The sequence below is a fragment of the Pseudomonas sp. Tav-5-1A genome (genome assembly GCF_055755055.1).
The window spans coordinates 1,156,607-1,176,122 of the sequence record NZ_CM146901.1 but is presented as its reverse complement, the minus strand read 5'-3'; the positions used below and the strand labels follow the sequence as shown (position 1 = coordinate 1,176,122).

Below are 19,516 nucleotides of genomic sequence, written 5' to 3'. Positions count from 1 at the left end.
GACATGAATGCCATCAAACCGCTCGAAAACGCTGCTGCCTTCGTCGAACATTTCGGCGAAGGCAAGCAGACCGGCGCCAATGAATATGCCTTTGCCCCGGCACGCCGGGGGCGGCTTTTGTTATTGCACTCGGCTGGGTGCCCTAGCTGCAGCATGCGCCTGCAGCACCTAACGGCCATCGCCAGCCAGCACCCGGGCGTCGACATCTTCAGCATGCCCACCGAAGGCAACGGCGCCCTGTGGCAGCCCCTGGGCGTGACCGGGGTGCCGGCGCAGTTCGTGGTGCACGCTGATGGCCATGGATTATTGATCACGGGGGGCAAGGATGAGCAGCTAGACTGCGCCCTGATCGACCTGACACCGGACTCGTAGAACAAGGACCCCGTATGCCCGTCACCCTCATCACCGGCTGCTCGAGCGGCATTGGCCTCGCCCTCGCGCGCAGCTTCCAGCAGGCAGGCCACAGCGTCTGGGCAACGGCACGACGACCCGCGGATGTAGAGCGCCTGGCGGCCGAAGGCTTCCAGGCGCGCCAGCTCGATGTCAACGACGAGGCCGCGCTGGCGGCCCTGGCCGCCGAGCTGCCGCAGCTGGATATCCTCATCAACAACGCCGGCTACGGCGCCATGGGCCCGCTGCTGGACGGCGGCGTGGCCGGCATGCGCCAGCAGTTCGAGACCAACGTCTTCGCCATCGTCGGCGTCACCCGCGCGCTGTTCCCGTTGCTGCGCGCCAGCCGCGGGCTGGTGGTGAACATCGGCAGCGTCTCCGGCGTGCTGGTAACCCCGTTTGCCGGCGCCTACTGCGCCTCCAAGGCCGCCGTGCACGGCTTGAGCGATGCCCTGCGCATGGAACTGGCGCCGTTCGGCATTCGCGTCATGGAAGTACAACCAGGCGCCATCGACACCCAGTTCGCCAACAACGCCAGCCGCGAGGCCGAGCAGGTGCTGGCCGAGGGTTCGCCGTGGTGGCCGTTGCAGGCACAGATCCGCGCGCGGGCGCGGGCGTCGCAGGACCGGCCTACGCCGGCCGAAGAGTTCGCCAGCCGCCTGCTGGCCGCCGTGCAAAAACCCGCGCCGCCGCGCCTGGTGCGCATCGGCAACGGCAGCCGGGCGTTGCCGTGGCTGGAAAGGTGGGTGCCGAAGGGCATCGTCGAAGGGATTTTAAAGCGCAAGTTCGGGTTGCATAAAAACCTGTAGGCGCTGCGGCCTACAACCTACGTTTCAGAGGTTTCCCCACAACATGCAGGGGATGGCTCCGATAGACCATCCCTGCTCGGTATCATAATTTGATACCATGAATACTCGACAGCTCCACACTCTGAAAGTCGTCTTCAGCAAACCAGTACCCGTGACGCTCGAATGGCACCGTATCGAGGCCCTCTTCATCGCCTGCGGGGCCCGGGTAGTGGAAGGCAATGGCTCACGTCCGGTTCGAACTCAACGGCGCGGTGGGCACCTTCCATCGACCTCACCCCGACAAAGAGGCCAAGGCCTACCAAGTCAAGGATGCCCGGGTGTTTCTCGAACAAGCAGGAGTTACACCATGAACGTGATGAGTTACATGGGCTATACCGCCCGCATCGAATACAGCGACGAAGATGGCCTGCTGATTGGCCACCTGGCTGGCATCAAGGATGTGGTCGGGTTTCATGGCGAATCGGTGTCCGAACTGCGCGCCGCCTTCGAGGAGGCCGTAGTGGACTATCTCGATACGTGCCGGAAACTGGGAAAGGAGCCGCAAAAAGCCTATTCCGGCAAATTGAGCCTGCGCCTGGAACCCAGCCTTCACGCAACCGTTGCGGTGAAAGCCGAGCTGGCGCACAAAAGCATCAACCAGTGGGTAACCGAAGTCCTGGCGAAAGAGGTACGGTTTTCACTGGGCTAGGTGCTTGGAAACGGCGTCGTCTGCATCGCGACTAAAGTCGGCTCCTACGCCGTGCGTGGTAGGAGCCGTCCTTGGCCGCGCGCCGAGGTACACGGGCCCCCGTAGCAGCGGCCGTAGGCCGCGTCCGCAGGCGCCGCGCATGGCGGGCAGACCGCGCAGAGGCCGGACGCAGCCTGGCGGCAGCTGCTACGCGGGTTCGGTTTAGCCGCTGCCGCCAGGCTGAGCTGGGCCGGCCGATGGACCCCGTCGGGGGCGACATCTTCACGCGAACGCGCCGCGCGCCTCGATCACGTCCAGCACCGCACAGCCTTCCTCCAGCAACAGATTTGCCGTGTTGACCACCGCTTTCAGGTCCTGATCATCACTATTGCTCAGCGTCAGGCTGCTCAGTGATTGCATCAATTCACGGGCGGTACCAATGCGGTGCATGGCCAGGGCGTAGAGGGTTGCTACGGGAGCTTGGGTGTCGAGGAAGAACGCGGGGGAATGGGGAAGCGGAATTAAAGACATAGGTCACTCCATTGAGAAAACAGAGCTGCCTGCATCGTCGCCAAACGATGGGTGGCAGCTGTACGCAGGTTGGCGAACCGGTGTTTTCTCAATCCCGGCAGACCCGAAGGTCTCCCGCGCACAGCTGCCATAACGCAACATCGCGGGTACGAGAATACCCACGATGATCGTGCTGCGCTGGTGCGCTGAAAAAACAAGCGGGTCGCCAAACCCGGTCGCAGGGTGCTGCGACGGGGGGCAGGTTAGCGTTGTGGTTGGGATGGTGCAAGACGATCGGAGAATTTCGGAAAGGTCTTACAGGTGCTGTTCCCCAGCAAAAATCATTCAGCCCCCGCCGAACCTTCCTTCACAACCACCGTACACGTAGTCCCCGCCGCCAGCAGGAAGCCATCCGGCACCTCATCAATATGAATACGCACCGGCACCCGCTGGGCCAGGCGCACCCAGTTGAACGTCGGGTTGACGTCGGCCACCAGCTCGCGGCTCTCGGGGTTGTCGCGGTCGTAGATGCCGCGCGAGATGCTCTCGACGTGGCCCTTGAGCACTTCGCCGCTCATCATTTGCAGGTCAGCCTTGTCGCCCACTTTCACGTGGGGCAGCTTGGTTTCCTCGAAGAAGCCGTACACCCAGAACGAGTTCTTGTCGACCACGGCCATTTTCGCCTCGCCGGTGCGGGCGTAGTCGCCCACGTGCACGTTGAGGTTGGTGACGTAGCCGTCCACCGTGGCCAGCACCTTGGTGCGGGCCAGGTTCAGCTGGGCGGCGTCCAGCGCAGCCACGGCCTGCTGGTAGTCGGCCTCGGCGGAGCTGGCGACGTTGCCGGCGTCTTCGCGGCTTTCCTTGGACACCACCAGGTTGTCCATGTCGGCGCGGCGCTTGGCGTTCACCTGGCGCATTTCCCACGTGGCCTTGCGCGAGGCGACCAGCGCCTGGGCCTGCTTGACGGCGATCTGGTAGTGCTCGGGGTCGATCTGCAACAGCACGTCGCCCTTCTTCACCAACTGGTTGTCACGCACCGGCACCGCCACCACGTAGCCGGACACGTCCGGGGCGACGTTGATGATGTCGGCGCGCACGCGGCCGTCGCGGGTCCAGGGGGTTTCCATGTAGTGCACCCACAACTCGCGGCCGATGAACACGGCCAGGGCCAGTATCAGCAGGGTGGCAATCAGGCTGAAAAACTTTTTCATCAGGTCGGTCTCAACGGTAAACGGTTAGCGCCATGGCGCCGAACAGGCAGACGAACAGGCTCAGGCGCAGCAGCGCCGGGTGCCAGAAGAAGCGGTACAGGTCCAGGCCGCTGATCAGGCGGTCCAGCACCCAGCCCACGCCCAGGGCAATCAGGAACATCAGGGTCATGGTCGGCATGTACACGCCATGAAAGGCTATTTCGCGAGGCATGGGTCAGTCCTTGGGCGGGCGCGGCGGCGCCAGCTCGGCAAGCGGTGATTGCGGGTCCAGCAGGGAGCTGCGGATGAAGTGCAGGTAGCTTTGCACCCGGCGCAGCGCGGAGGTGTCGAAGTGCCGGGCGAACGGCTCGTCGGTGTCGCGCACGCAGTAGATGGCCTGGTCCACTGCCGCCAGGCTGCGCTCCAGGTTGGCGCGGCTGGGCTGGATGAACAGGCGGATCAACGAGCGGCCCATAGCGCGGATGGCCTGGCGCCACGGCTGCGACTCGGCGTAGGCCGGGTGCACCGGCAACACCGCCTGCTCGCGGCGCAGCTCGATGATGGCGTGGCCGATCTCCAGCACCACGAACATCCAGCGCAGCAGGTTGCGCTGCACCTCGGGCTTGCCGGCGGCCAGGCCGTAAGCCTGGTTGAGCACGTCGCGGGTACGGCTTTCGAACGCCGAGCCCAGGCCGCGCAGCTTGCCGCTGATGGCGAACACCACCTGCTCGCGCAGGTTGTGCTCCAGGCGCTGCCACAGCCAGCGGCTGTTGGGCGGCAGGATGATGGCGCCGGCGGCGGCGCAGGCGAGCATGCCCAGGATCATGCCGATGTAGTCGTTGATGAAGCCGTAGGCGTTGTACACGGTGAGGTTGTCGGGCACCGAGCCGATCGAGAAGAAAATCAGCAGGCCCAGGCCGTACCCTGCCCACTGCGGGCGCGAGGCCAGGAAGGCGCCGAACACCAGCACCGGCGCCAGCACCATGCACAGCAGCGGGAAGCCGTCGATCCAGGGAAACACGAAGAAGGTTTCGGCAAAGCCCACCACCGCGCCCAGCATGGTCCCGCAGGCCATCTGGAACGACATGCGCTTGGGGTTCGGCGCCGCGGCCGACAGGCCCACGGTGGCCGCGGCCACCAGGGTCATGGTGGCGCCGCTGGGCCAGGCGGTGGCCACCCAGTAGCTGCCCAGCAGGCCCAGCACCGACATGGCCCGCACTGCCGCGGCGGCCGACACCCACCAGCTGGTCTGGGGCATGAACGGCTCGTCCCAGCTTTCGCGCGCATGGCTGTGGTCGGCCAGCGAGGCGTGGGTCTGGGCGTAGCTGTGCAGCTCGTCGACGAAGCGGTACAGCAGCTCGTAGGCGGTGTGGAAGTCCAGCAAATCATGCTCGCTGGGCGCGCTTTCGACGAAGATGGCCCGCAGGCGGCGCACGTGGGACGGCAGCTCGGCCTTGTAGATGGACAGCTGTTCAGTGAGGCGCTTGGCGTCGTCCACGGTCAGCGCGCGGCCGGCGAAACCGTCCAGCAGTTGCGCCAGGGCCTGCAGGCCGGGCTCGATGGCCGTGACAACCTCGGCATGGCCGCGGCCACGAATGCGTTCCAGTAGCTGGTGCAGGGCGTTGAAGCGCGTGGTGATGGCCATGAACTCGCTGTTGAGGCGGCTGACCCGGCCACTGCGGCGGCGCATGTGCGGGTCTTCGAAGGCCACCACGCCGCGCAGGCTTTCCAGGCCCACGGCCTCGGAGATGAAGCGCACGTTGGTGCTTTCAAAGGTGGCGCGCTGGCTGGCACCGCGCAGGCCCTCGGCGACGAAGCCGGCGAACACGCCAAAGCGCTGGTACATGGCGTTGCGCATGGAGGCGCTGGCCGACTGCGGCAGAATCGCCGCGCTGACCGCCGTGGAGACGATCAGCCCCAGGGAGATTTCCAGCACCCGCCACATGGCCGCCATGAACGCCCCTTCCGGGTGCGCCAGGGCCGGCAGGCCGATGAACGCCGCGGTGTAGCCGGCCAGCACGAAGCCGTAGCCCTTGAAGTTGCGGTGGCGCACGGCGCCCGCCGAACAGATGCCGAACCAGATCACCAGGCTGGGCAGGAACAGTTCGGTGTTCTGCGCGAACAGCGCAATCAGCAGCACCGTGACCACCGACCCCGCGATGGTGCCGAGGAAACGGTAGAAGCTCTTGGCGAACACGTGGCCGCTTTGCAGCTGCATGACGATGAACACAGTGATCATCGCCGTGCGTGGCTGCGGCAGTTCCAGGCGCATGGCCAGCCACAGGGTCAGGAACGCCGCCAGCAGGGTCTTGAAGATATACACCCAGGTGACGCCGTCGCTGCGCGCCCACTCGAAGAAGCCACGGCGCCACTGCAGCGACCCGAGCCGGCGCAGCGGTGCAGACAGAGAAGTCATGATCGGTCCGTCAGTGGTTAAGGATGGCCAGGGCCGCCGGGGTTTTCGGCGCCGCGGTCTTGTCGTCGCTCGGCACGTCGTTGCCGGCCTGCAGGCCACCGCCCAACGCCGTCACCAGCTCGGCCTGGGCGGTGAGGCGCGCGGCCTGCACCTGCTGCTGCACCGTCTGCTGGTGGAACAGCTGGGTCTGGGCGTTCAGCACGTTGAGGAAATCGGTCAGGCCGCGCTGGAACGCGACCTGGGCGATGTCGTAGGTCTTCTGCGCCGAGGCCACCGATTGGGCGGCGAAGGCCTGCTGCTTGTCCATGGACTCGCGGCGTATCAGCTGGTCGGAGATGTTCTTCAGGGCCTCGACCAGGGTCTGATTATAGTGCGCCACGGCCATGTCGTAGCCGGCCGAGGCCTCGCCCAGCTGCGAGCGCAGGCGGCCGCCGTCGAAGATCGGCAAGGTCACGGCCGGGCCCACGGTGTAGCTGAGCTTGGAAGCCGTCAGGAAGCCCAGCATGCCGCCGCCGGTGGCCATGTAGCCAAGGCTGGCGGTGAGGTCGACGTTGGGGTAGAAGCCGGCGTGCGCCACGTCGATGCCACGGGCCTGCGCCGCGACCTGCCAGCGGCTGGCGACCACGTCGGGGCGCTGGCCGAGCAGTTCGGCGGGCAGCGCCGACGGCAGTTTAAGCGGTGCGCCCAGGGCCAGGGTCGGCCGTTGCAGGCGTGCGCCCTCACCCGGGCCTTTGCCGGCCAGGGCCGCCAGCTGGTTGCGGCTCAGGGCGATTTCTTCGTCCAGGGCGTCGATCTGGCGCTGGGTTTCGGGCAGCGGCGTCTGCGCCTGGCTGACCTCGAACTGGGTGCCGATGCCATGGTCGAGGCGTTTTTGCGCCAGCTGCAAGATTTGCTGCTGTTGCGCCAGGGTGGCCTGGACGATGTCGCGCTGGGCGAACTGCAGCGACAGCTGGATGTACGCCTTGACGATGTTGTTGGTCAGTTCCAGCTGCGCCTGGCGGGCCTGGGCCACGCTCATGTGGGCCATGTCCACGGCTTGCTCGGTGGCGTTGCGGTCGCGGCCCCACAGGTCCAGGTCGTAGCTCAGGCCCAGGCCGGCGGTGTTGTCCCAGTCAGTGACACCGGCCAGTTCGCCGGGGCCATAGAAGTTGTCCGTCGGCCATTTGTGCCGGGTCATCGACGCCTTGCCATTGATTTGCACCGACTCGGCCGACTCGGCCACGCCAGCCATGGCCTTGGCCTGGCGCACGCGGGCGGCGGCCATGGCCAGGGTCGGGCTGCCTTGCAGCGCGGTGTCCACCCACTGGTCCAGCTGCGCGTCGCCATAGCCACGCCACCATTGGCTGGCTGGCCAATGGGCGTCCTTGGCGGCGGCCTGGATGGCTTCGTCGGTGGCCAGGGTGTTGGCGGACAGGGCCTTGCCTTGCGGGGCGATGCCTCCTGTGCCGATGCAGCCGCTGATGGTCAAAGTTAAGGCCAAAACGCTGAAAGCATTCAGCTTTCCAAATATGCGACGCGGCACAGCTGCTAATTCCTGACTGAAAGAGAGGGGATTGCCTTGAGACGCCGATTCTAGGGGGTGAAACGGGCGCCGATAAGCAGGTGTTCGTGTGAATCTTTGTTACGGAAAAAGCGATAATCGGTATAAAGCAGCGAGACGACAATTGTTACTTCATGCGACAATTTGCCGTCTATTTAGAGAGTGACCCATGGACACCCTGCAAAACATGCGTGCTTTCAGTTGCGTGGCCGAAGCGGGCAGTTTCACTGCCGCCGCCGTGCAGCTCGATACAACCACCGCCAACGTGTCGCGGGCGGTCTCCAACCTTGAAGCGCATCTGCAAACCCGCCTGCTCAACCGCACCACGCGCCGCATTGCCCTGACCGAAGCGGGCAAGCGCTACCTGCTGCGCTGCGAGCAGATCCTGGCCTACGTCGAAGAAGCCGAGGCGGAAGCCAGCGACGCCCACGCCCGCCCCGCCGGCCAACTGAAAGTGCACACCATGACCGGTATCGGCATGCACTTCGTGATCGACGCCATTGCCCGGTACCGCAAGACTCACCCGGACGTGACCTTCGACCTCACCCTTGCAAACCGCGTACCGGACCTGCTGGACGAGGGCTACGACGTGTCCATCGTGCTGGCCAGCGAGCTGCCGGACTCGGGCTTCGTGTCCCAGCGCCTGGGCATCACCTACAGCATCGTCTGCGCCTCGCCCGAGTACGTGAAGGCCCACGGCGCCGCGCGCAAGCCCAGCGACCTGATGTCCCACGCCTGCCTGCGGCTGATCAGCCCGGTGGTGCAGTTGGAGAAGTGGCTGTTCGACGGCCCCGAGGGGCAGGAGATGGTCAACATCAGTAATGCACCGTTCCAGGTCAATTCCGCCGACGCGATGAAAAGCGCGATCATCAGCGGCATGGGCGTGGGCGTGCTGCCGATCTATGCGGCTATCGACGGCCTGCGCAACGGCACCCTGGTGCGCATGCTGCCCGACTACCGCCTGCAGGAGCTGAACCTGTACGCCATCTACCCGTCGCGCCAGTACCTGGACGCGAAGATCAAGACCTGGGTGGAGTACCTGCGCGGCTCGTTGCCGGACATTCTGGCGGCGCATGAGGCGGACCTGAAGACCCATGAGTTGAACATGGCGATTTGAGTGAAACCTGTGGGAGCTGGCTTGCCAGCGAGCTTTTCAAAACGCAAAAGCTCGCTGGCAAGCCAGCTCCCACAAGGTTTGTGTCGACAAGGGCGGGAATGTTAGCGTGCTCACATTCTTCACCCGACTGTCGAGAACAAGCCCAATGAAAAAGACCGTACTTGCCTTCAGCCGCATCACCCCGCCCATGGTCGAGCGCCTGCAGCAAGACTTCGACGTGATTGTGCCCAACCCCAAGCAGGGTGACATTGCCGCGCAGTTCGACGAAGCCCTGCCCCACGCCCATGGCCTGATCGGCGCCGGTCGCCCGCTGGGCGCCAAGCAGCTGGCCAGCGCCAGCAAGCTGGAAGTGGTGTCGAGCGTCTCGGTGGGTTACGACAATTACGACGTCGCCTACTTCAACGAACGCGGCATCATGCTCACCAACACCCCCGACGTGCTCACCGAAAGCACCGCCGACCTGGGCTTTTCGCTGATCATGAGCAGCGCCCGCCGCGTCGCCGAGCTGGACGCCTGGACCAAGGCCGGTGAATGGAAAGCCACCGTCGGCCCCAACCTGTTCGGCACCGACGTGTACGGCAAGACCCTGGGCATCGTCGGCATGGGCAACATTGGCGCAGCCATCGCCCGCCGTGGCCGCCTGGGCTTCAACATGCCCATCCTGTACAGCGGCAACAGCCGCAAGACCGCCATCGAACAAGAGCTGGGCGCGCAGTTCCGCAGCCTCGACCAACTGCTGGCAGAGGCCGACTTCGTCTGCCTGGTGGTACCGCTGAGCGAGAAAACCAAGCACCTGATCAGCCACCGCGAGCTGGCGCTGATGAAGCCATCCGCCATTCTGGTGAACATCGCCCGTGGGCCGATCGTCGACGAACCGGCGCTGATCGAAGCGTTGCAGAAGGGCACCATCCGCGGCGCCGGCCTGGACGTGTACGAGAAGGAACCGCTGGCCGAATCGCCGCTGTTCCAGCTGAAGAACGCCGTGACCCTGCCACACATCGGCTCGGCCACCTCGGAAACCCGCGAAGCCATGGCCAACCGCGCCATGGACAACCTGACCGCGGCGCTGAAAGGCCAGCGCCCGCAGGACCTGGTGAACCCGCAGGTGTTCAAGGGCTGATCAGGCCAGCCTGCCGCCGGCCACCACGGCCGGCGGCTTGGGCTTGCGAAACACCAGCACATTCCCCGCCATCACCAGCACCAGCCCCGCCAGGGCCGGCGCCGTCCATTGATACCCCTCGGCTACCGCCGACACGTTCAACGCCACCAGCGGAAACAGCACCGTGCAGTACGCCGCCCGTTCCGGCCCCATGCGTCCCACCAGGGTGAGGTAGGCGGTAAAGCCGATCACCGAACCCGGGATCACCAGGTACAGCAGCGAGCCGATGTACTGCAGGCTCCAGTCGACGCTGAACGGCACGCCACGCACCAGGCAATAGCCCGCCAACATCACCGAACCATAGAGCATTCCCCAGGCGTTGGTGGTCAGCGGCTTCAGCCCGGCTTTCTGTTGCAGGCTGGAGAGCATGTTGCCCGCCGAGAAGCAAAGCGTACCCAGCAGCGCCAGGCCCAAGCCAATCAGAGTCTCGCGGCTGGCCGAGTGCCCCGCCAGCTCTGGCCAGAACAGCAGGCCCAGCCCCGCCAGCCCCAAGGCACCACCGCCCAAGACGTTGGCGGCGATACGCTGGCCGAAGAACACCCGGGCATTGAGCGCGTTCCACAGCGTGGCAGTAGAGAACACCACGGCCACCAGGCCGCTGGGCACCCACTGGCTGGCCGTCAGGAAGCACATGAAGTTGATGCAGAACAGGCACAGCCCCTGGGCCAGGCAGATCAGGTGGCCGCGCCGGCTCATGGGTTGCAGGCGCCGGCTGAGTAACAGGATGGCGAACAGCACCAGCGCCGCCAGGGCAAAGCGGTAGACGATGGACACCGGGATGGCCACCACCCCCAGTTGCAGCTTGAGGGCGAGCCAGGTGGTGCCCCAGATGAGGACGGTGAGCAGGTAGAGAAACAGGTTCATGGCAGCGCTCCTTGTGGCGGCCCAGTGTCCCCCTGCCCTGCCCCGCGCACTTGCCAATTCTTGCGCTTTTCATCGGCCAGCCACTGCCACGGGGGGTGCCAACCGGTACGATGCGCACAGAGGAATCGACCATGCCCCCAACCCCTGCCATCCAGGTATTCCAATGCCTGCAACGCTCGTCCCACGCACGCCTGGAGCAGAGTGCTGCATTGGGTGATGGCCTGACAGCGGCGCTGTGGAACAACCGCCACGATTCGCAGCACTACCAGGCGCCCAGCCACCACACGCTGTCCTGCTACGTGGGCGGCGGCACCGGCACGTTTCGCACCGACGCGCCCGGGCGCAAAGGCGCGCCGGACAAGCTGTGCACGCTGCCGGCCGGGCAGGATTCGGCGTGGGTGGTGAACGGCGAGCTGCGCCTGGCGCATCTGTATTTCAGCGAGCAGCAGTTCGCCCTGGGCTGCGTGACGCTGCTGGACCGCGAGCCGCGGGAGATGCAGCTGCGCGAGGTGACGTTTCTCGACGAGCCCCGCCAGGCTGCGCGTTTTCGCCAGCTGATCGCCCTGGATTGGCAGGAGCCGGCCGAACGCCTGCTGGGCACCAGCCTGGCCCATGAGCTGCTCAGCCATACGCTGCTGCACCAGGCGGGCTTGCGCGACGGCGTGCGGGTAAACGGTGGTTTGGCTGGCCACCACCGGCGTCGGCTGGTGGAGCATGTAGACAGTGCGCTGGACCAGCCCCTGACCCTGGGCGAGCTGGCGGCCCTGTGCAACCTGTCCGAATACCATTTCGCGCGGATGTTCCGCGCCAGTTTCGGCCTGCCACCGCACCAGTACGTGCTGGCGCGGCGCATGGCGCGGGCGTGCGCGTTGCTGCGCGGCAGCCGCCTGGCCGTGGGGGACATTGCCCTGGCGTGCGGATTCGCCAGCGCCAGCCATTTCAGCAATCGCTTCAGGCAGGCCTTGGGTGCCTCCCCCATCAGCTACCGGGCGGCTTTCCTGGGTTAAAGCGCAAGGCCCAGCAGCGGCGCCAGCGGCAACCCCGCGGCCGCCAGGCCCAGGGCCAGGCGCGGCCGGTATGGCAGCAGGAACACCAGCAGCATGGCGCTGCCCATCAGCCCCGCGCACCAGTGCACCAGGCCCATGCTCCAGCCGCCGTCGGCCTGCGCCGCCACGGCCAGGGCGGCGGCTAGCAGCAGCGCCCCGCCCACACGCAGGAACAGGCCTACCCGCGCCTGCAACGCACGCCCCGTGAGGTCACGGTAATGGCGGTCCATGGCCAGGCACAGGCCGGTGAAGCCCGAATAACACAGCAGCGCGACCACCGGCATCATGACGGTTCGCCCTCGGCCTGCAGCGCAAGCTTGCGGGCCTGCTTGACCGGCGCATGACGCCACAGCTTGCGCACCGCCCAGGCCATCAGCAGGCCCCAGGCCAGCGCGCCGAGGTCGACTCCGGCCATGGCCCAGTCGCCACTGGCCAGTGAATGATTCAAGCCATGGGCGGTGGTCAGCGCATTCAGCAGCGGCAGCCCGGCGAACAGCAGCGCTCCCAGCCCCAGTTGCTCCAGCCAGGCCTGGCGCGCCGGGCGCAGCGCTGCATGCAGCGCCGACAGCCCCCAGACCCAGAAGAACAGCCGCACCTCCAGGTCGCTGCGCGCCGCCAGGTCCACCGGCAACAGGCGGTTGGCCCAGAAGAAGCCGGCCACGGCCAGCAGCAGGCCGGCCATGCTCATGGTGTTGAGCACCGCCACCAGGCGCAGGTGCAACGGCGGCCGCGCACTCTTGGTGTGCTTGAGCTGGCGCTTGCCCAGCCACATCACCAGCCCGGTGCCGATCATGGCGGTGCCGCCGACGCCAGCGAGGAAGTACAGCCAGCGCAGGCCCGCACCGGCGAAGTGGCCCATGTGCAAGCCATACAGGCCACCGGCAATCACCAGTGGCAGGCTGCTGACCTGGCTGTCGGCGCGCAGCGCACCGCTAACGCCGTCGAACACCAGGCCCTGGCCGATCTGGTGGACGATGCGATCGGCGCCGTGGCGGCCGAAGATCACCGAGGCGTTGGCATCGCCAGGGTGATCGACTTCTACCAGGCCCAGGTGGCTGCCGGGGGCATGCTCGCGGAACTGCGCGTACAAATCGGCCAAGGGCACCAATGGGGCCGGTTGGTTGGCGGCGGCCGGCACGTTCGAGGTGGGCATCAGCTCGGCGAACACCGCCGCGGTCTGCGAGCCGTACTGGGCCAGGATGTTGGCCGGCAGCAGCATGGTCATGAAGATCACCAGGCTGCTGTAGGTGATCATCAAGTGGAACGGCAACACCAGCACGCCCACGGCGTTGTGCCCGTCCAGCCAGGAGCGCTGGCCCTTGCGCGGGCGGAAGGTGAAGAACTCCTTGAAGATCTTCTTGTGGGTGATGATGCCGCTGACCAGCGTGGCCAGCATCACCAGCGCGCACAGGCTGGCCAGCCACCGCCCCCAGGGGTACGGCAGTTGCAGCTGGAAGTGGAAACGGTAGAAGAACTCGCCGCCCATCGATTCGCGGGCGGTGACTGCCTGGCCGCTGTGGGCATCGAGGCTGACCTGCTGGAACGTCCCCGTGGCGTCCGGGTACATCAGGCCAATCTCCGCTTGGCGGGCGTCGGGCACAGTGATGTACCACACCGATGCCTGCGGCGCATGGGCTTGCAGGTAGGCTTGGGCATGGCCCAGGCTGGCGGCGGCATCCAGCGGGTAGGCGGCGATTTCAGGGTGCGCCCAGTGGCTGATCTCATCCTTGAAGTACGACAGCGTGCCGGTCAGGAAAATCGCGAACAGCAGCCAGCCGAACACCAACCCCGCCCAGGTGTGCAGCCAGGCCATGGCCTGGCGAAAGCCTTCCTTCATGAGTGTTGCATCCAGTAAACCAGCCCATTGATCGCCAGCAGCACCAGGCTTGGCGCCAGCAAGCCCAGCCAGGCGCGGGTGGCGGTACGGCAGGCGAAGCACCAGAGTACTGCCACCACGTACACCAGGAACGACAGCATCATGCCGCTGACCATCGCCTCGGCCCGCGCCAGCGGCAGCAGCGCCGCCAGGCTGATGCCCACCAGCGCGGCCAGCACATAACCGCCCATGGCCGCCGCGACGATGCGCGAGCAGACACCCAGGCGGTAGGCAACCGGCAGGCCGGCAGAAGGGCTTTTCATGGCAGTGGCGGGCTCAAGGTAACAAGACGGTCAAACTTCGATATTAATGATAAATATTCTCATGCGCAAAGGAATCCTGACGCAGTGACGCAGCCTTCGGCAGCTGCTACAGGTCAAGGGGAATGCAGTTACTGAATATTTATCTTCGTTGGGGGGTTGAATTGTTCGGCCAAGTGCCCGACCTTGTAATCAAGAGGCGCTGATTTCCACCCTCGGCGCATCTCTTGCGAGCTAGCTGAATAAGGGATGAACTATGCAAATCCAAGTCAATAGCGACAACCATATTCAAAGCAGCATCCGACTGGAGGAGTGGGTACGCAGTACCGTCGAAAGCACGCTCGACCGCTACGAAGAGGACCTCACCCGCATCGAGGTTCACCTGGCCGATGAGAACGGCGACAAGCCCGGCCCGCACGACAAGCGCTGCCAGATGGAAGCGCGGCCAAAAGGCCACCAACCGATTTCAGTGACCCACAAGGCCGCCACGCTGGATCAGGCAGTGGATGGCGCCGCCATCAAGCTCACCCACGCCCTGGAACACCTGTTCGGCAAGCTGCGCAGCAAACGCGCGGTGAATAGCCAGAATGGTGCAGGCAACCAGGCGGATGCCCTGTTGCAGGAAGAATTCCTCGAGAACGAACAGGTGCTCAACAGCTAGACACAACCTGTAACGAAGAAAGGCGAGCCACCATGGCTCGCCTTTTTTGTGCCTGCAACCCTGTGGGAGCTGGCTTGCCAGCGAGTTTTTCGGCGCCTGGACAGCTCGCTGGCAAGCCAGCTCCCACACCCTGCCGGTGTTCGCGGCATGGCCCTTGCTTCGTACTCAATGGACTGGAGGTTCGAACTAACGCGAAAACCCCCAGTCAATTGATGCACGTCTTACATCTCAGGTGACGCACCATGGATAACCCCTTTCAAGCGATCAGCGATGCCTTCCAGCCCGAGTACCGGGTCAACCTCAGCATCGAACGCCTAGACGGCAGCATCATGCTGACCCTGTCCAACGAAACCGGGGTAGTGGCCAAGCGAATGATCAGCGCCGCCCAGCGCAATGACCCCAAGCGCGTGCAACGCCTGATCGAAAGCATCAAGTTCGGCATCGCCATCGAGCGCGGCCACAGCGCCATGGAAATCCTCGCGGCCATGACCGACGGCGACGCCCTGAACCTGCCTACGCCGGCCGCCAGGCCAGCCCAGATTTTGCACGTGCCAGCGTTTCGCCCTGTTGCCTGAACCTTGCCTGTCGCGATAACAGGCCCCCGGTAAAGTCGCTGTGCGGGCCGTCGTCGCTGCTGTAGTTTTCCAGCTTGTTACAGAAAACTACAAGAGGTAGACACTATGCTGATGCGAAGCATCGCCCTGCTGGCCATCGTCGCCGCCACCGCTGGCTGCGTCGAGGAGCGCGTGGTCCATGACCGCCGCCCCGTACACCGTGAATACGTCGAAGTGGTGGCGCCCCAGGCGCCACCGGTGCAGGTCATCGAAGAGGAGCCAGGGCCACGGCCCGGCTATGTGTGGGCCCGTGGCTACTGGGCCTGGGAAGGCGGCCGCTACGTACCGGTGCGCGGCCACTGGGAGCCGATGCGCCCGGGCTACCGCTATGTGCACCCGCACTGGGTGCAGACTCGCGACGGCTGGCACTGGCGCCAGGGTGGCTGGGCGAACTGACCGCGTTTTTTGCAGCCGCTCGTTGCAACTGCCCACAGTTCATGATGAGGTTCACCCTGCAACTTCATCATGGACAGCCACCTCGCAATGGATTTTGCCCCCCACATTCCCAGCTGGGCGGAAATCGAACGCAACCTCAACCACAGGTTCAGCGACTTCCACCACACGCTCAACCATGGCCTGAGCAGTGCCAGCAGCGGCCTGCATGCCAGCTGGAACGGCGTCAGCCAGCGCCTGGAACAAGGCGCCAGTCACGTTTATGCCGAACTGGGCGGCCAGCGCATCGACGCCGTGCGGCAAGCCGTGCATCTTTCCTACCCCATCATCCGCCACGACCTGCGCCAACGTTGGGCAAGCCTTCATATCGACGATATTCTCGAGGTACTGCTGCACCTGGCGAAGCAGGTGACACTGGTCCTGGGCGGTAGCGTTACCCTCGGCAGCATCGCTGGCGGGGTGGCCGGCGGCGTGCTGGGCGCAGGGGTTGGCGCGGCCCCAGGCGCCGTGGCCGGCGCTGGCATCGGGCTGGAGGTGGGCAACCTGATTCTGCTGGGCCTGGGGCTCTCGGCCATTGCCGAGTATTTCTACAAGGGCCTGCCGGCCTGTTTGGAAACCCTGCAGAACGGCATCGTCAGCGCCTGGCGCATAGACAACAAGGCCAGCGGCAGCCGCCTCGAGGCCGGGGGTGGCCACGCCACTTCGCGCCAGGCGCATATCGAGCAGGCAGCCAGGGAACTGGCCCGCGGGCAGGAACAATTGGTGCTGCTGTTGCTGACCGCCATCGTTACCTACCTGACACGCGGGCAGGTCAAGGGCACGCTCGCCAGCAGTGCCGAAGGGCTCGCCGCACGCTCGGCGCTGTTGCAGGAGCAGATAAGCGAACGGCGCCTGGCCGAGTGGCTGGCCCGCAATGAACCCCAGCTGTTGGCCGACGGTGCCCTGCAGCCACGTACCCGCGCGCCGGTGCAACAGGCCGAGGAGCCGATTCGACTGCAGCCCAAGGCGGCGCCCCCCGCCAAGGTCTCCGAGCCGACCGCGCCCCAGGCCGCCAAGCCAGCACTGTCGCGCCGTGAGCTGCTCAACCAACAGTACGGCCGCAGCGGTGACCTGAACCACGACATCAACGTGCGTGGCAATCGCGAAATCGCGGAGAACTTCTTCAAGTCCCAGGGCTACAGCCAGGCCGACTCGGCGTCGTACATGAACGGCCTGGACTTCAACCAGCCCGTACAGGTACAGACCCTCAATGGCGGCAAAAACCTGTGGCAATATCAGTCCCCCGGCGCGCCCCAGGGCAACTGGTATACCCTGAGCCCGGACGTGCAGCCCACGCAGCTGGGCATCAACCCCATGGGTACCAACCGCGCCCTGAATACCATCGAACCCAAAGTGCTGGGCAACTACCAGACGGCCGGCAAGGTGCAGGTGTTGCGCAGCACCGCGGCGCCAGTGGACGACTTCTGGTCGGTGAAGGGACAATCCTTCCCGGCAGAAGGCGGCGCACAGCAGCTGTTCTCCAATCAGAAAGACCTGTTCAACCTGGGAAGCCCATGACACCCGTAGATTTCATCGACAAGGCCATCGTCACCACGCAGGACCGCTCTCGCAAGACGCCAGGCTTCGAGGTATATGCGTCCGTGCTCAACCAGCTCGCGTACATCAAGGCCGTGCTGGAAGGCCGCGAGCGCGACAAGTCGAAGCTGCACCGGTTGACCCTGGGCAGCATCGCCGTGAAGGAGTTCGAGGAAAGTGACCCCGACCTGTCGCGGGCGCTGAAGGATGCCTTCTACATTGCCTCGCAACTGGGCCGGGGGTTGAAGATCCAGCTGCCTTAAGTCTCGCCTTTCTCTTCGGTGAGCGCCCCTTTGACCATGGCATCCGGGTCCGGGACCTTGGCCGAGGGGAAGCGCGAGGAGGCAAAGCGCACCACCAGGATGGCGAACGCCAGCAGCAGGATGGCGCCCGACAGGTAGACCACGCCCAGGTCGGCGGGGCCGTGGTGCGACACGTCGGAGATCAGCAGGCGCGTCAGCGCGGTGATGGCCACGTAGATCAGGAAGCGCACGGGCATGTGGTTGGTCTTGAAGTAGATGCCGACCATGGCCCCCAGCTCCAGGTAGATGAACAGCAGCAGGATGTCATCGACCATGATGTTGCCCTTCTCCACCATGCCCAGGAACGCCACCACGGCCGCCCAGGCGGTGATGGCGCCGATGGCGAACAGCGCCAGGTAGTGGAAGGTCTCGACCAGCAGGTTGCCCAGCGAGCCTGCCAGGTGGTGGACATTCTTGCGCATGGCATCAGCCCAGTTGATTTTCACGATGCGGTTTCCTTGACTCGTGGGGTGCGGATGCTTTCATTGTGCATCAGCAGCCGGGCCTTGCGGTGAAGGCATTTTGTCTCACCCTGCGACAATGCTGATTAAATTGCCACTATCCAGCGGCAGCAAAATCCCTTATCCTTTTACTGTATAAACAACCAGTGGTCGAAATCGACAACTTTCGTAAAGGCATGTGAGGTGGTGAATGGCCGTCGAAGTGGTATACCGCAGCAGCCGAGATCTGGAGCGTCTGTTCATGGATAAAGCCGAAGCTGACCGTCATGACAAAATGCTCGAGCTCGCTGAGCTGCTCGCAGAAGTCCTGAAAAAGGCAGTCCCGTCCCTGACCGAGCAACAGGTTGAAGACGCGGGCATCTACATGGCCAAGAACCGCGACGTGTTCGCCAAGGCGTTCAAGAGCCAGCCCGACGCGCTGAACGAATTGATCAGCGGCGAAGGCGCCGAATAAACCCGTAGCAGCTGCCGCAGGCTGCGTCATGGGCCCCGCCTGGCATCAGGTATTTCGCGGGGGCCAGGACGCAGCCTTCGGCAGCTGCTACGGGGGTTTCAGGGTTTTTCCAGTTCTTCCACCAACGCCCGCAGGAACCGCGCGGCCTCCCCGCCCGTCACCGCCCGGTGGTCGAAGGTCAGCGACAGCGGCAGTATCGGGTGCACCACGACCTGCCCCTCCACTGCCACCGGCTCTTCGCGAATGCCCCCTGCGCCGATGATCGCTACCTGCGGCGGTACCACCACGGGGTTGGCGTAGCGCCCGAACAGGGTGCCGAAGTTCGACAGCGTGATAGTGGCGCCCATCATCTCCTTCGCTGGAATCGAGCGTGCCTTGACGTCCGCGCGCAGCCGGCTCATGCCCTCCTTCAGGTCCTCGGCGCTGCGGTTGCCGACATCGCGCAGCACCGGCACGAACAGCCCGTCGGGGGTGTCCACGGCAATACCCAGGTCAAGCTGGGCATGGGTGCGGATGGACAGGCTGCGGCCATCGAACCAGCTGTTGAGCACCGGTTCCACCTTACAGGCGGCAGCCATGGCCTTGCCCAGGCGAATCAGCGGGTCGCGGGCCTGGCCCCAGCGGTGCAGGTCGGCGTCGCCGAAGATGGTCACCGGCACCACTTCAGCGTGGGACTTGGCCATGTTCAACGCCATGCTGCGGCGCACGCCGCGCAGCTTTTCGCCGCCGAAACGGTCCTGGGCGCCTTGCGCCGCGGCTTCGACGTCGGCGCGGGTGACCAGGCCGTCGCTGCCCGAGCCGCTGAGCGCGGTCAGGTCGACGCCCAACTGCCGCGCCAGTTGCCGTACCGCCGGGGTGGCCCGGGTGCCCAGGTGCTCACGGGTGGACGGCGCAGCGCCGACGAAGAACTGGTCGGCACTGGCGCCGCCACCGCCTTCCAGGCGGCCGACCACGGTGCCGGCGTCGGCCTCGCCTTCGTAGCCCAGCAGCGGCTCGCCCACATGCAGGATGTCGCCTTCGCCGCCAAAGGTCTTGGCCACCACGCCGTCATAAGGCGCGGGAATGTCCACCAGCGCCTTGGCGGTCTCCACCGACACCAGCAGCTGGTCGGCCTTGACGCTGTCGCCCGCCTTGACGTGCCATTGCACGATTTCCGCCTCTTGCAGGCCTTCGCCCAGGTCGGGCAGTTTGAAATATTTCATCGCAGCCTCC

General features: G+C 65.2%; 24 protein-coding genes. 13 read left to right on the top strand and 11 right to left on the bottom strand.

Features of this window, described 5'->3' with window-relative positions:
• Positions 1-3 precede the first annotated feature (3 nt).
• The 4 genes from AC0J42_RS05305 (at position 4) to AC0J42_RS05290 (ending at position 1,887) form a co-directional block, all read left to right on the top strand.
• Positions 4-372, top strand: coding sequence for a TlpA family protein disulfide reductase (locus tag AC0J42_RS05305; protein WP_473005449.1), 369 nt, complete (start codon positions 4-6; stop codon positions 370-372).
• Between the two features lie 14 nt (positions 373-386).
• The gene (locus AC0J42_RS05300; RefSeq protein WP_473005448.1) at positions 387-1,199 is read left to right on the top strand and encodes an SDR family oxidoreductase; all 813 of its coding nucleotides are present in this window, start codon (positions 387-389) and stop codon (positions 1,197-1,199) included.
• Between the two features lie 218 nt (positions 1,200-1,417).
• Positions 1,418-1,549 carry a type II toxin-antitoxin system HicA family toxin gene (locus AC0J42_RS05295; protein WP_473005447.1) on the top strand — a complete coding sequence of 44 codons (132 nt, stop codon included), beginning with the start codon at positions 1,418-1,420 and terminating at the stop codon, positions 1,547-1,549.
• The gene (locus AC0J42_RS05290) at positions 1,546-1,887 is read left to right on the top strand and encodes a type II toxin-antitoxin system HicB family antitoxin (protein ID WP_473005446.1); all 342 of its coding nucleotides are present in this window, start codon (positions 1,546-1,548) and stop codon (positions 1,885-1,887) included. The genes AC0J42_RS05295 and AC0J42_RS05290 overlap by 4 nt, the downstream gene beginning before the upstream one ends.
• A 261-nt stretch (positions 1,888-2,148) precedes the next feature.
• On the opposite strand, the gene AC0J42_RS05285 is transcribed toward AC0J42_RS05290, so the two are convergent.
• The 5 genes from AC0J42_RS05285 to AC0J42_RS05265 all read right to left on the bottom strand — a co-directional run bounded on the left by AC0J42_RS05285 (position 2,149) and on the right by AC0J42_RS05265 (position 7,504).
• On the bottom strand, positions 2,149-2,397 hold the full coding sequence (locus tag AC0J42_RS05285; protein WP_473005445.1) for a hypothetical protein: 249 nt from the start codon (positions 2,395-2,397) through the stop codon (positions 2,149-2,151).
• A 320-nt stretch (positions 2,398-2,717) separates the two neighbouring features.
• Positions 2,718-3,587, bottom strand: a complete 870-nt coding sequence (locus tag AC0J42_RS05280) for an efflux RND transporter periplasmic adaptor subunit (protein WP_473005444.1) — start codon at positions 3,585-3,587, stop codon at positions 2,718-2,720.
• 10 nt (positions 3,588-3,597) lie between these two features.
• Positions 3,598-3,798 carry a DUF1656 domain-containing protein gene (locus AC0J42_RS05275; protein ID WP_416422597.1) on the bottom strand — a complete coding sequence of 67 codons (201 nt, stop codon included), beginning with the start codon at positions 3,796-3,798 and terminating at the stop codon, positions 3,598-3,600.
• A gap of 3 nt (positions 3,799-3,801) precedes the next feature.
• Positions 3,802-5,982, bottom strand: coding sequence for an FUSC family protein (locus AC0J42_RS05270; RefSeq protein ID WP_416422596.1), 2,181 nt, complete (start codon positions 5,980-5,982; stop codon positions 3,802-3,804).
• 10 nt (positions 5,983-5,992) lie between these two features.
• Positions 5,993-7,504 carry an efflux transporter outer membrane subunit gene (locus tag AC0J42_RS05265; protein WP_473005443.1) on the bottom strand — a complete coding sequence of 504 codons (1,512 nt, stop codon included), beginning with the start codon at positions 7,502-7,504 and terminating at the stop codon, positions 5,993-5,995.
• 187 nt (positions 7,505-7,691) lie between these two features.
• Here AC0J42_RS05265 and AC0J42_RS05260 point away from each other — a divergent pair, with 187 nt between their 5' ends.
• Positions 7,692-8,639: a LysR family transcriptional regulator gene (locus tag AC0J42_RS05260; RefSeq protein WP_416422594.1), complete on the top strand. Its 948-nt coding sequence runs from the start codon at positions 7,692-7,694 to the stop codon at positions 8,637-8,639.
• A 145-nt stretch (positions 8,640-8,784) separates the two neighbouring features.
• A complete protein-coding gene (locus AC0J42_RS05255) occupies positions 8,785-9,759 on the top strand; it encodes a 2-hydroxyacid dehydrogenase (RefSeq protein ID WP_473005442.1) in 975 nt (324 codons plus the stop codon).
• Here AC0J42_RS05255 and AC0J42_RS05250 read toward each other — a convergent pair whose 3' ends face one another.
• Entirely contained in the window at positions 9,760-10,662 is a 903-nt protein-coding gene (locus tag AC0J42_RS05250; RefSeq protein WP_473005441.1) for a DMT family transporter, read from the bottom strand.
• A gap of 131 nt (positions 10,663-10,793) precedes the next feature.
• On the opposite strand from AC0J42_RS05250, the gene AC0J42_RS05245 reads away from it, so the two are divergent.
• Positions 10,794-11,669 carry a helix-turn-helix transcriptional regulator gene (locus AC0J42_RS05245; protein ID WP_473005440.1) on the top strand — a complete coding sequence of 292 codons (876 nt, stop codon included), beginning with the start codon at positions 10,794-10,796 and terminating at the stop codon, positions 11,667-11,669.
• Here the strand turns inward: AC0J42_RS05245 and AC0J42_RS05240 are convergent.
• From AC0J42_RS05240 to AC0J42_RS05230, 3 genes are read right to left on the bottom strand one after another with little or no spacing between them, the layout of a single operon-like run.
• Entirely contained in the window at positions 11,666-11,992 is a 327-nt protein-coding gene (locus AC0J42_RS05240; RefSeq protein WP_473006813.1) for a DUF3325 domain-containing protein, read from the bottom strand. The genes AC0J42_RS05245 and AC0J42_RS05240 overlap by 4 nt on opposite strands.
• Positions 11,992-13,545 carry a PepSY-associated TM helix domain-containing protein gene (locus tag AC0J42_RS05235; RefSeq protein WP_473005439.1) on the bottom strand — a complete coding sequence of 518 codons (1,554 nt, stop codon included), beginning with the start codon at positions 13,543-13,545 and terminating at the stop codon, positions 11,992-11,994. Before AC0J42_RS05235 ends, AC0J42_RS05240 begins: the two co-directional genes overlap by 1 nt.
• Complete coding sequence (locus AC0J42_RS05230) at positions 13,542-13,847, bottom strand: DUF3649 domain-containing protein (RefSeq protein ID WP_416422588.1); 306 nt, start codon at positions 13,845-13,847, stop codon at positions 13,542-13,544. Before AC0J42_RS05230 ends, AC0J42_RS05235 begins: the two co-directional genes overlap by 4 nt.
• Positions 13,848-14,100: 253 nt before the next feature.
• Here AC0J42_RS05230 and AC0J42_RS05225 point away from each other — a divergent pair, with 253 nt between their 5' ends.
• From AC0J42_RS05225 to AC0J42_RS05205, 5 genes are all read left to right on the top strand, one after another.
• Positions 14,101-14,505 carry an HPF/RaiA family ribosome-associated protein gene (locus tag AC0J42_RS05225; RefSeq protein WP_473005438.1) on the top strand — a complete coding sequence of 135 codons (405 nt, stop codon included), beginning with the start codon at positions 14,101-14,103 and terminating at the stop codon, positions 14,503-14,505.
• A 242-nt stretch (positions 14,506-14,747) separates the two neighbouring features.
• The gene (locus AC0J42_RS05220; RefSeq protein WP_416422586.1) at positions 14,748-15,080 is read left to right on the top strand and encodes a DUF3509 domain-containing protein; all 333 of its coding nucleotides are present in this window, start codon (positions 14,748-14,750) and stop codon (positions 15,078-15,080) included.
• A 105-nt stretch (positions 15,081-15,185) separates the two neighbouring features.
• Entirely contained in the window at positions 15,186-15,515 is a 330-nt protein-coding gene (locus AC0J42_RS05215) for a YXWGXW repeat-containing protein (protein WP_416422585.1), read from the top strand.
• Positions 15,516-15,602: 87 nt separating this feature from the next.
• Complete coding sequence (locus tag AC0J42_RS05210; protein WP_473005436.1) at positions 15,603-17,069, top strand: polymorphic toxin type 46 domain-containing protein; 1,467 nt, start codon at positions 15,603-15,605, stop codon at positions 17,067-17,069.
• A complete protein-coding gene (locus AC0J42_RS05205; RefSeq protein ID WP_416422583.1) occupies positions 17,066-17,350 on the top strand; it encodes an immunity protein Tsi6 family protein in 285 nt (94 codons plus the stop codon). The genes AC0J42_RS05210 and AC0J42_RS05205 overlap by 4 nt, the downstream gene beginning before the upstream one ends.
• Here the strand turns inward: AC0J42_RS05205 and AC0J42_RS05200 are convergent.
• Entirely contained in the window at positions 17,347-17,835 is a 489-nt protein-coding gene (locus tag AC0J42_RS05200; protein WP_416422582.1) for a phosphate-starvation-inducible protein PsiE, read from the bottom strand. The two genes, AC0J42_RS05205 and AC0J42_RS05200, sit on opposite strands and share 4 nt — an antisense overlap.
• A gap of 205 nt (positions 17,836-18,040) precedes the next feature.
• Here AC0J42_RS05200 and AC0J42_RS05195 point away from each other — a divergent pair, with 205 nt between their 5' ends.
• Positions 18,041-18,304 (top strand): YebG family protein, encoded by a 264-nt coding sequence (locus tag AC0J42_RS05195; protein ID WP_027979086.1) that lies wholly within the window; start codon positions 18,041-18,043, stop codon positions 18,302-18,304.
• A 98-nt stretch (positions 18,305-18,402) separates the two neighbouring features.
• On the opposite strand, the gene AC0J42_RS05190 is transcribed toward AC0J42_RS05195, so the two are convergent.
• Positions 18,403-19,506: a dihydrolipoamide acetyltransferase family protein gene (locus AC0J42_RS05190; RefSeq protein WP_416422581.1), complete on the bottom strand. Its 1,104-nt coding sequence runs from the start codon at positions 19,504-19,506 to the stop codon at positions 18,403-18,405.
• Positions 19,507-19,516: the final 10 nt, after the last annotated feature.

Bases quoted from the DNA above. Each gene is read 5' to 3' on its own strand.
- AC0J42_RS05280 (WP_473005444.1), bottom strand. From the start codon at position 3,587: ATGAAAAAGTTTTTCAGCCTGATTGCCACCCTGCTGATACTGGCCCTG.
- AC0J42_RS05205 (WP_416422583.1), top strand. From the start codon at position 17,066: ATGACACCCGTAGATTTCATCGACAAGGCCATCGTCACCACGCAGGAC.
- AC0J42_RS05195 (WP_027979086.1), top strand. From the start codon at position 18,041: ATGGCCGTCGAAGTGGTATACCGCAGCAGCCGAGATCTGGAGCGTCTG.
- AC0J42_RS05235 (WP_473005439.1), bottom strand. From the start codon at position 13,545: ATGAAGGAAGGCTTTCGCCAGGCCATGGCCTGGCTGCACACCTGGGCG.
- AC0J42_RS05290 (WP_473005446.1), top strand. From the start codon at position 1,546: ATGAACGTGATGAGTTACATGGGCTATACCGCCCGCATCGAATACAGC.
- AC0J42_RS05245 (WP_473005440.1), top strand. From the start codon at position 10,794: ATGCCCCCAACCCCTGCCATCCAGGTATTCCAATGCCTGCAACGCTCG.
- AC0J42_RS05240 (WP_473006813.1), bottom strand. From the start codon at position 11,992: ATGCCGGTGGTCGCGCTGCTGTGTTATTCGGGCTTCACCGGCCTGTGC.
- AC0J42_RS05295 (WP_473005447.1), top strand. From the start codon at position 1,418: ATGGCTCACGTCCGGTTCGAACTCAACGGCGCGGTGGGCACCTTCCAT.
- AC0J42_RS05260 (WP_416422594.1), top strand. From the start codon at position 7,692: ATGGACACCCTGCAAAACATGCGTGCTTTCAGTTGCGTGGCCGAAGCG.
- AC0J42_RS05305 (WP_473005449.1), top strand. From the start codon at position 4: ATGAATGCCATCAAACCGCTCGAAAACGCTGCTGCCTTCGTCGAACAT.
- AC0J42_RS05190 (WP_416422581.1), bottom strand. From the start codon at position 19,506: ATGAAATATTTCAAACTGCCCGACCTGGGCGAAGGCCTGCAAGAGGCG.
- AC0J42_RS05210 (WP_473005436.1), top strand. From the start codon at position 15,603: ATGGATTTTGCCCCCCACATTCCCAGCTGGGCGGAAATCGAACGCAAC.
- AC0J42_RS05270 (WP_416422596.1), bottom strand. From the start codon at position 5,982: ATGACTTCTCTGTCTGCACCGCTGCGCCGGCTCGGGTCGCTGCAGTGG.
- AC0J42_RS05225 (WP_473005438.1), top strand. From the start codon at position 14,101: ATGCAAATCCAAGTCAATAGCGACAACCATATTCAAAGCAGCATCCGA.
- AC0J42_RS05300 (WP_473005448.1), top strand. From the start codon at position 387: ATGCCCGTCACCCTCATCACCGGCTGCTCGAGCGGCATTGGCCTCGCC.
- AC0J42_RS05220 (WP_416422586.1), top strand. From the start codon at position 14,748: ATGGATAACCCCTTTCAAGCGATCAGCGATGCCTTCCAGCCCGAGTAC.
- AC0J42_RS05230 (WP_416422588.1), bottom strand. From the start codon at position 13,847: ATGAAAAGCCCTTCTGCCGGCCTGCCGGTTGCCTACCGCCTGGGTGTC.
- AC0J42_RS05275 (WP_416422597.1), bottom strand. From the start codon at position 3,798: ATGCCTCGCGAAATAGCCTTTCATGGCGTGTACATGCCGACCATGACC.
- AC0J42_RS05250 (WP_473005441.1), bottom strand. From the start codon at position 10,662: ATGAACCTGTTTCTCTACCTGCTCACCGTCCTCATCTGGGGCACCACC.
- AC0J42_RS05215 (WP_416422585.1), top strand. From the start codon at position 15,186: ATGCTGATGCGAAGCATCGCCCTGCTGGCCATCGTCGCCGCCACCGCT.
- AC0J42_RS05285 (WP_473005445.1), bottom strand. From the start codon at position 2,397: ATGTCTTTAATTCCGCTTCCCCATTCCCCCGCGTTCTTCCTCGACACC.
- AC0J42_RS05255 (WP_473005442.1), top strand. From the start codon at position 8,785: ATGAAAAAGACCGTACTTGCCTTCAGCCGCATCACCCCGCCCATGGTC.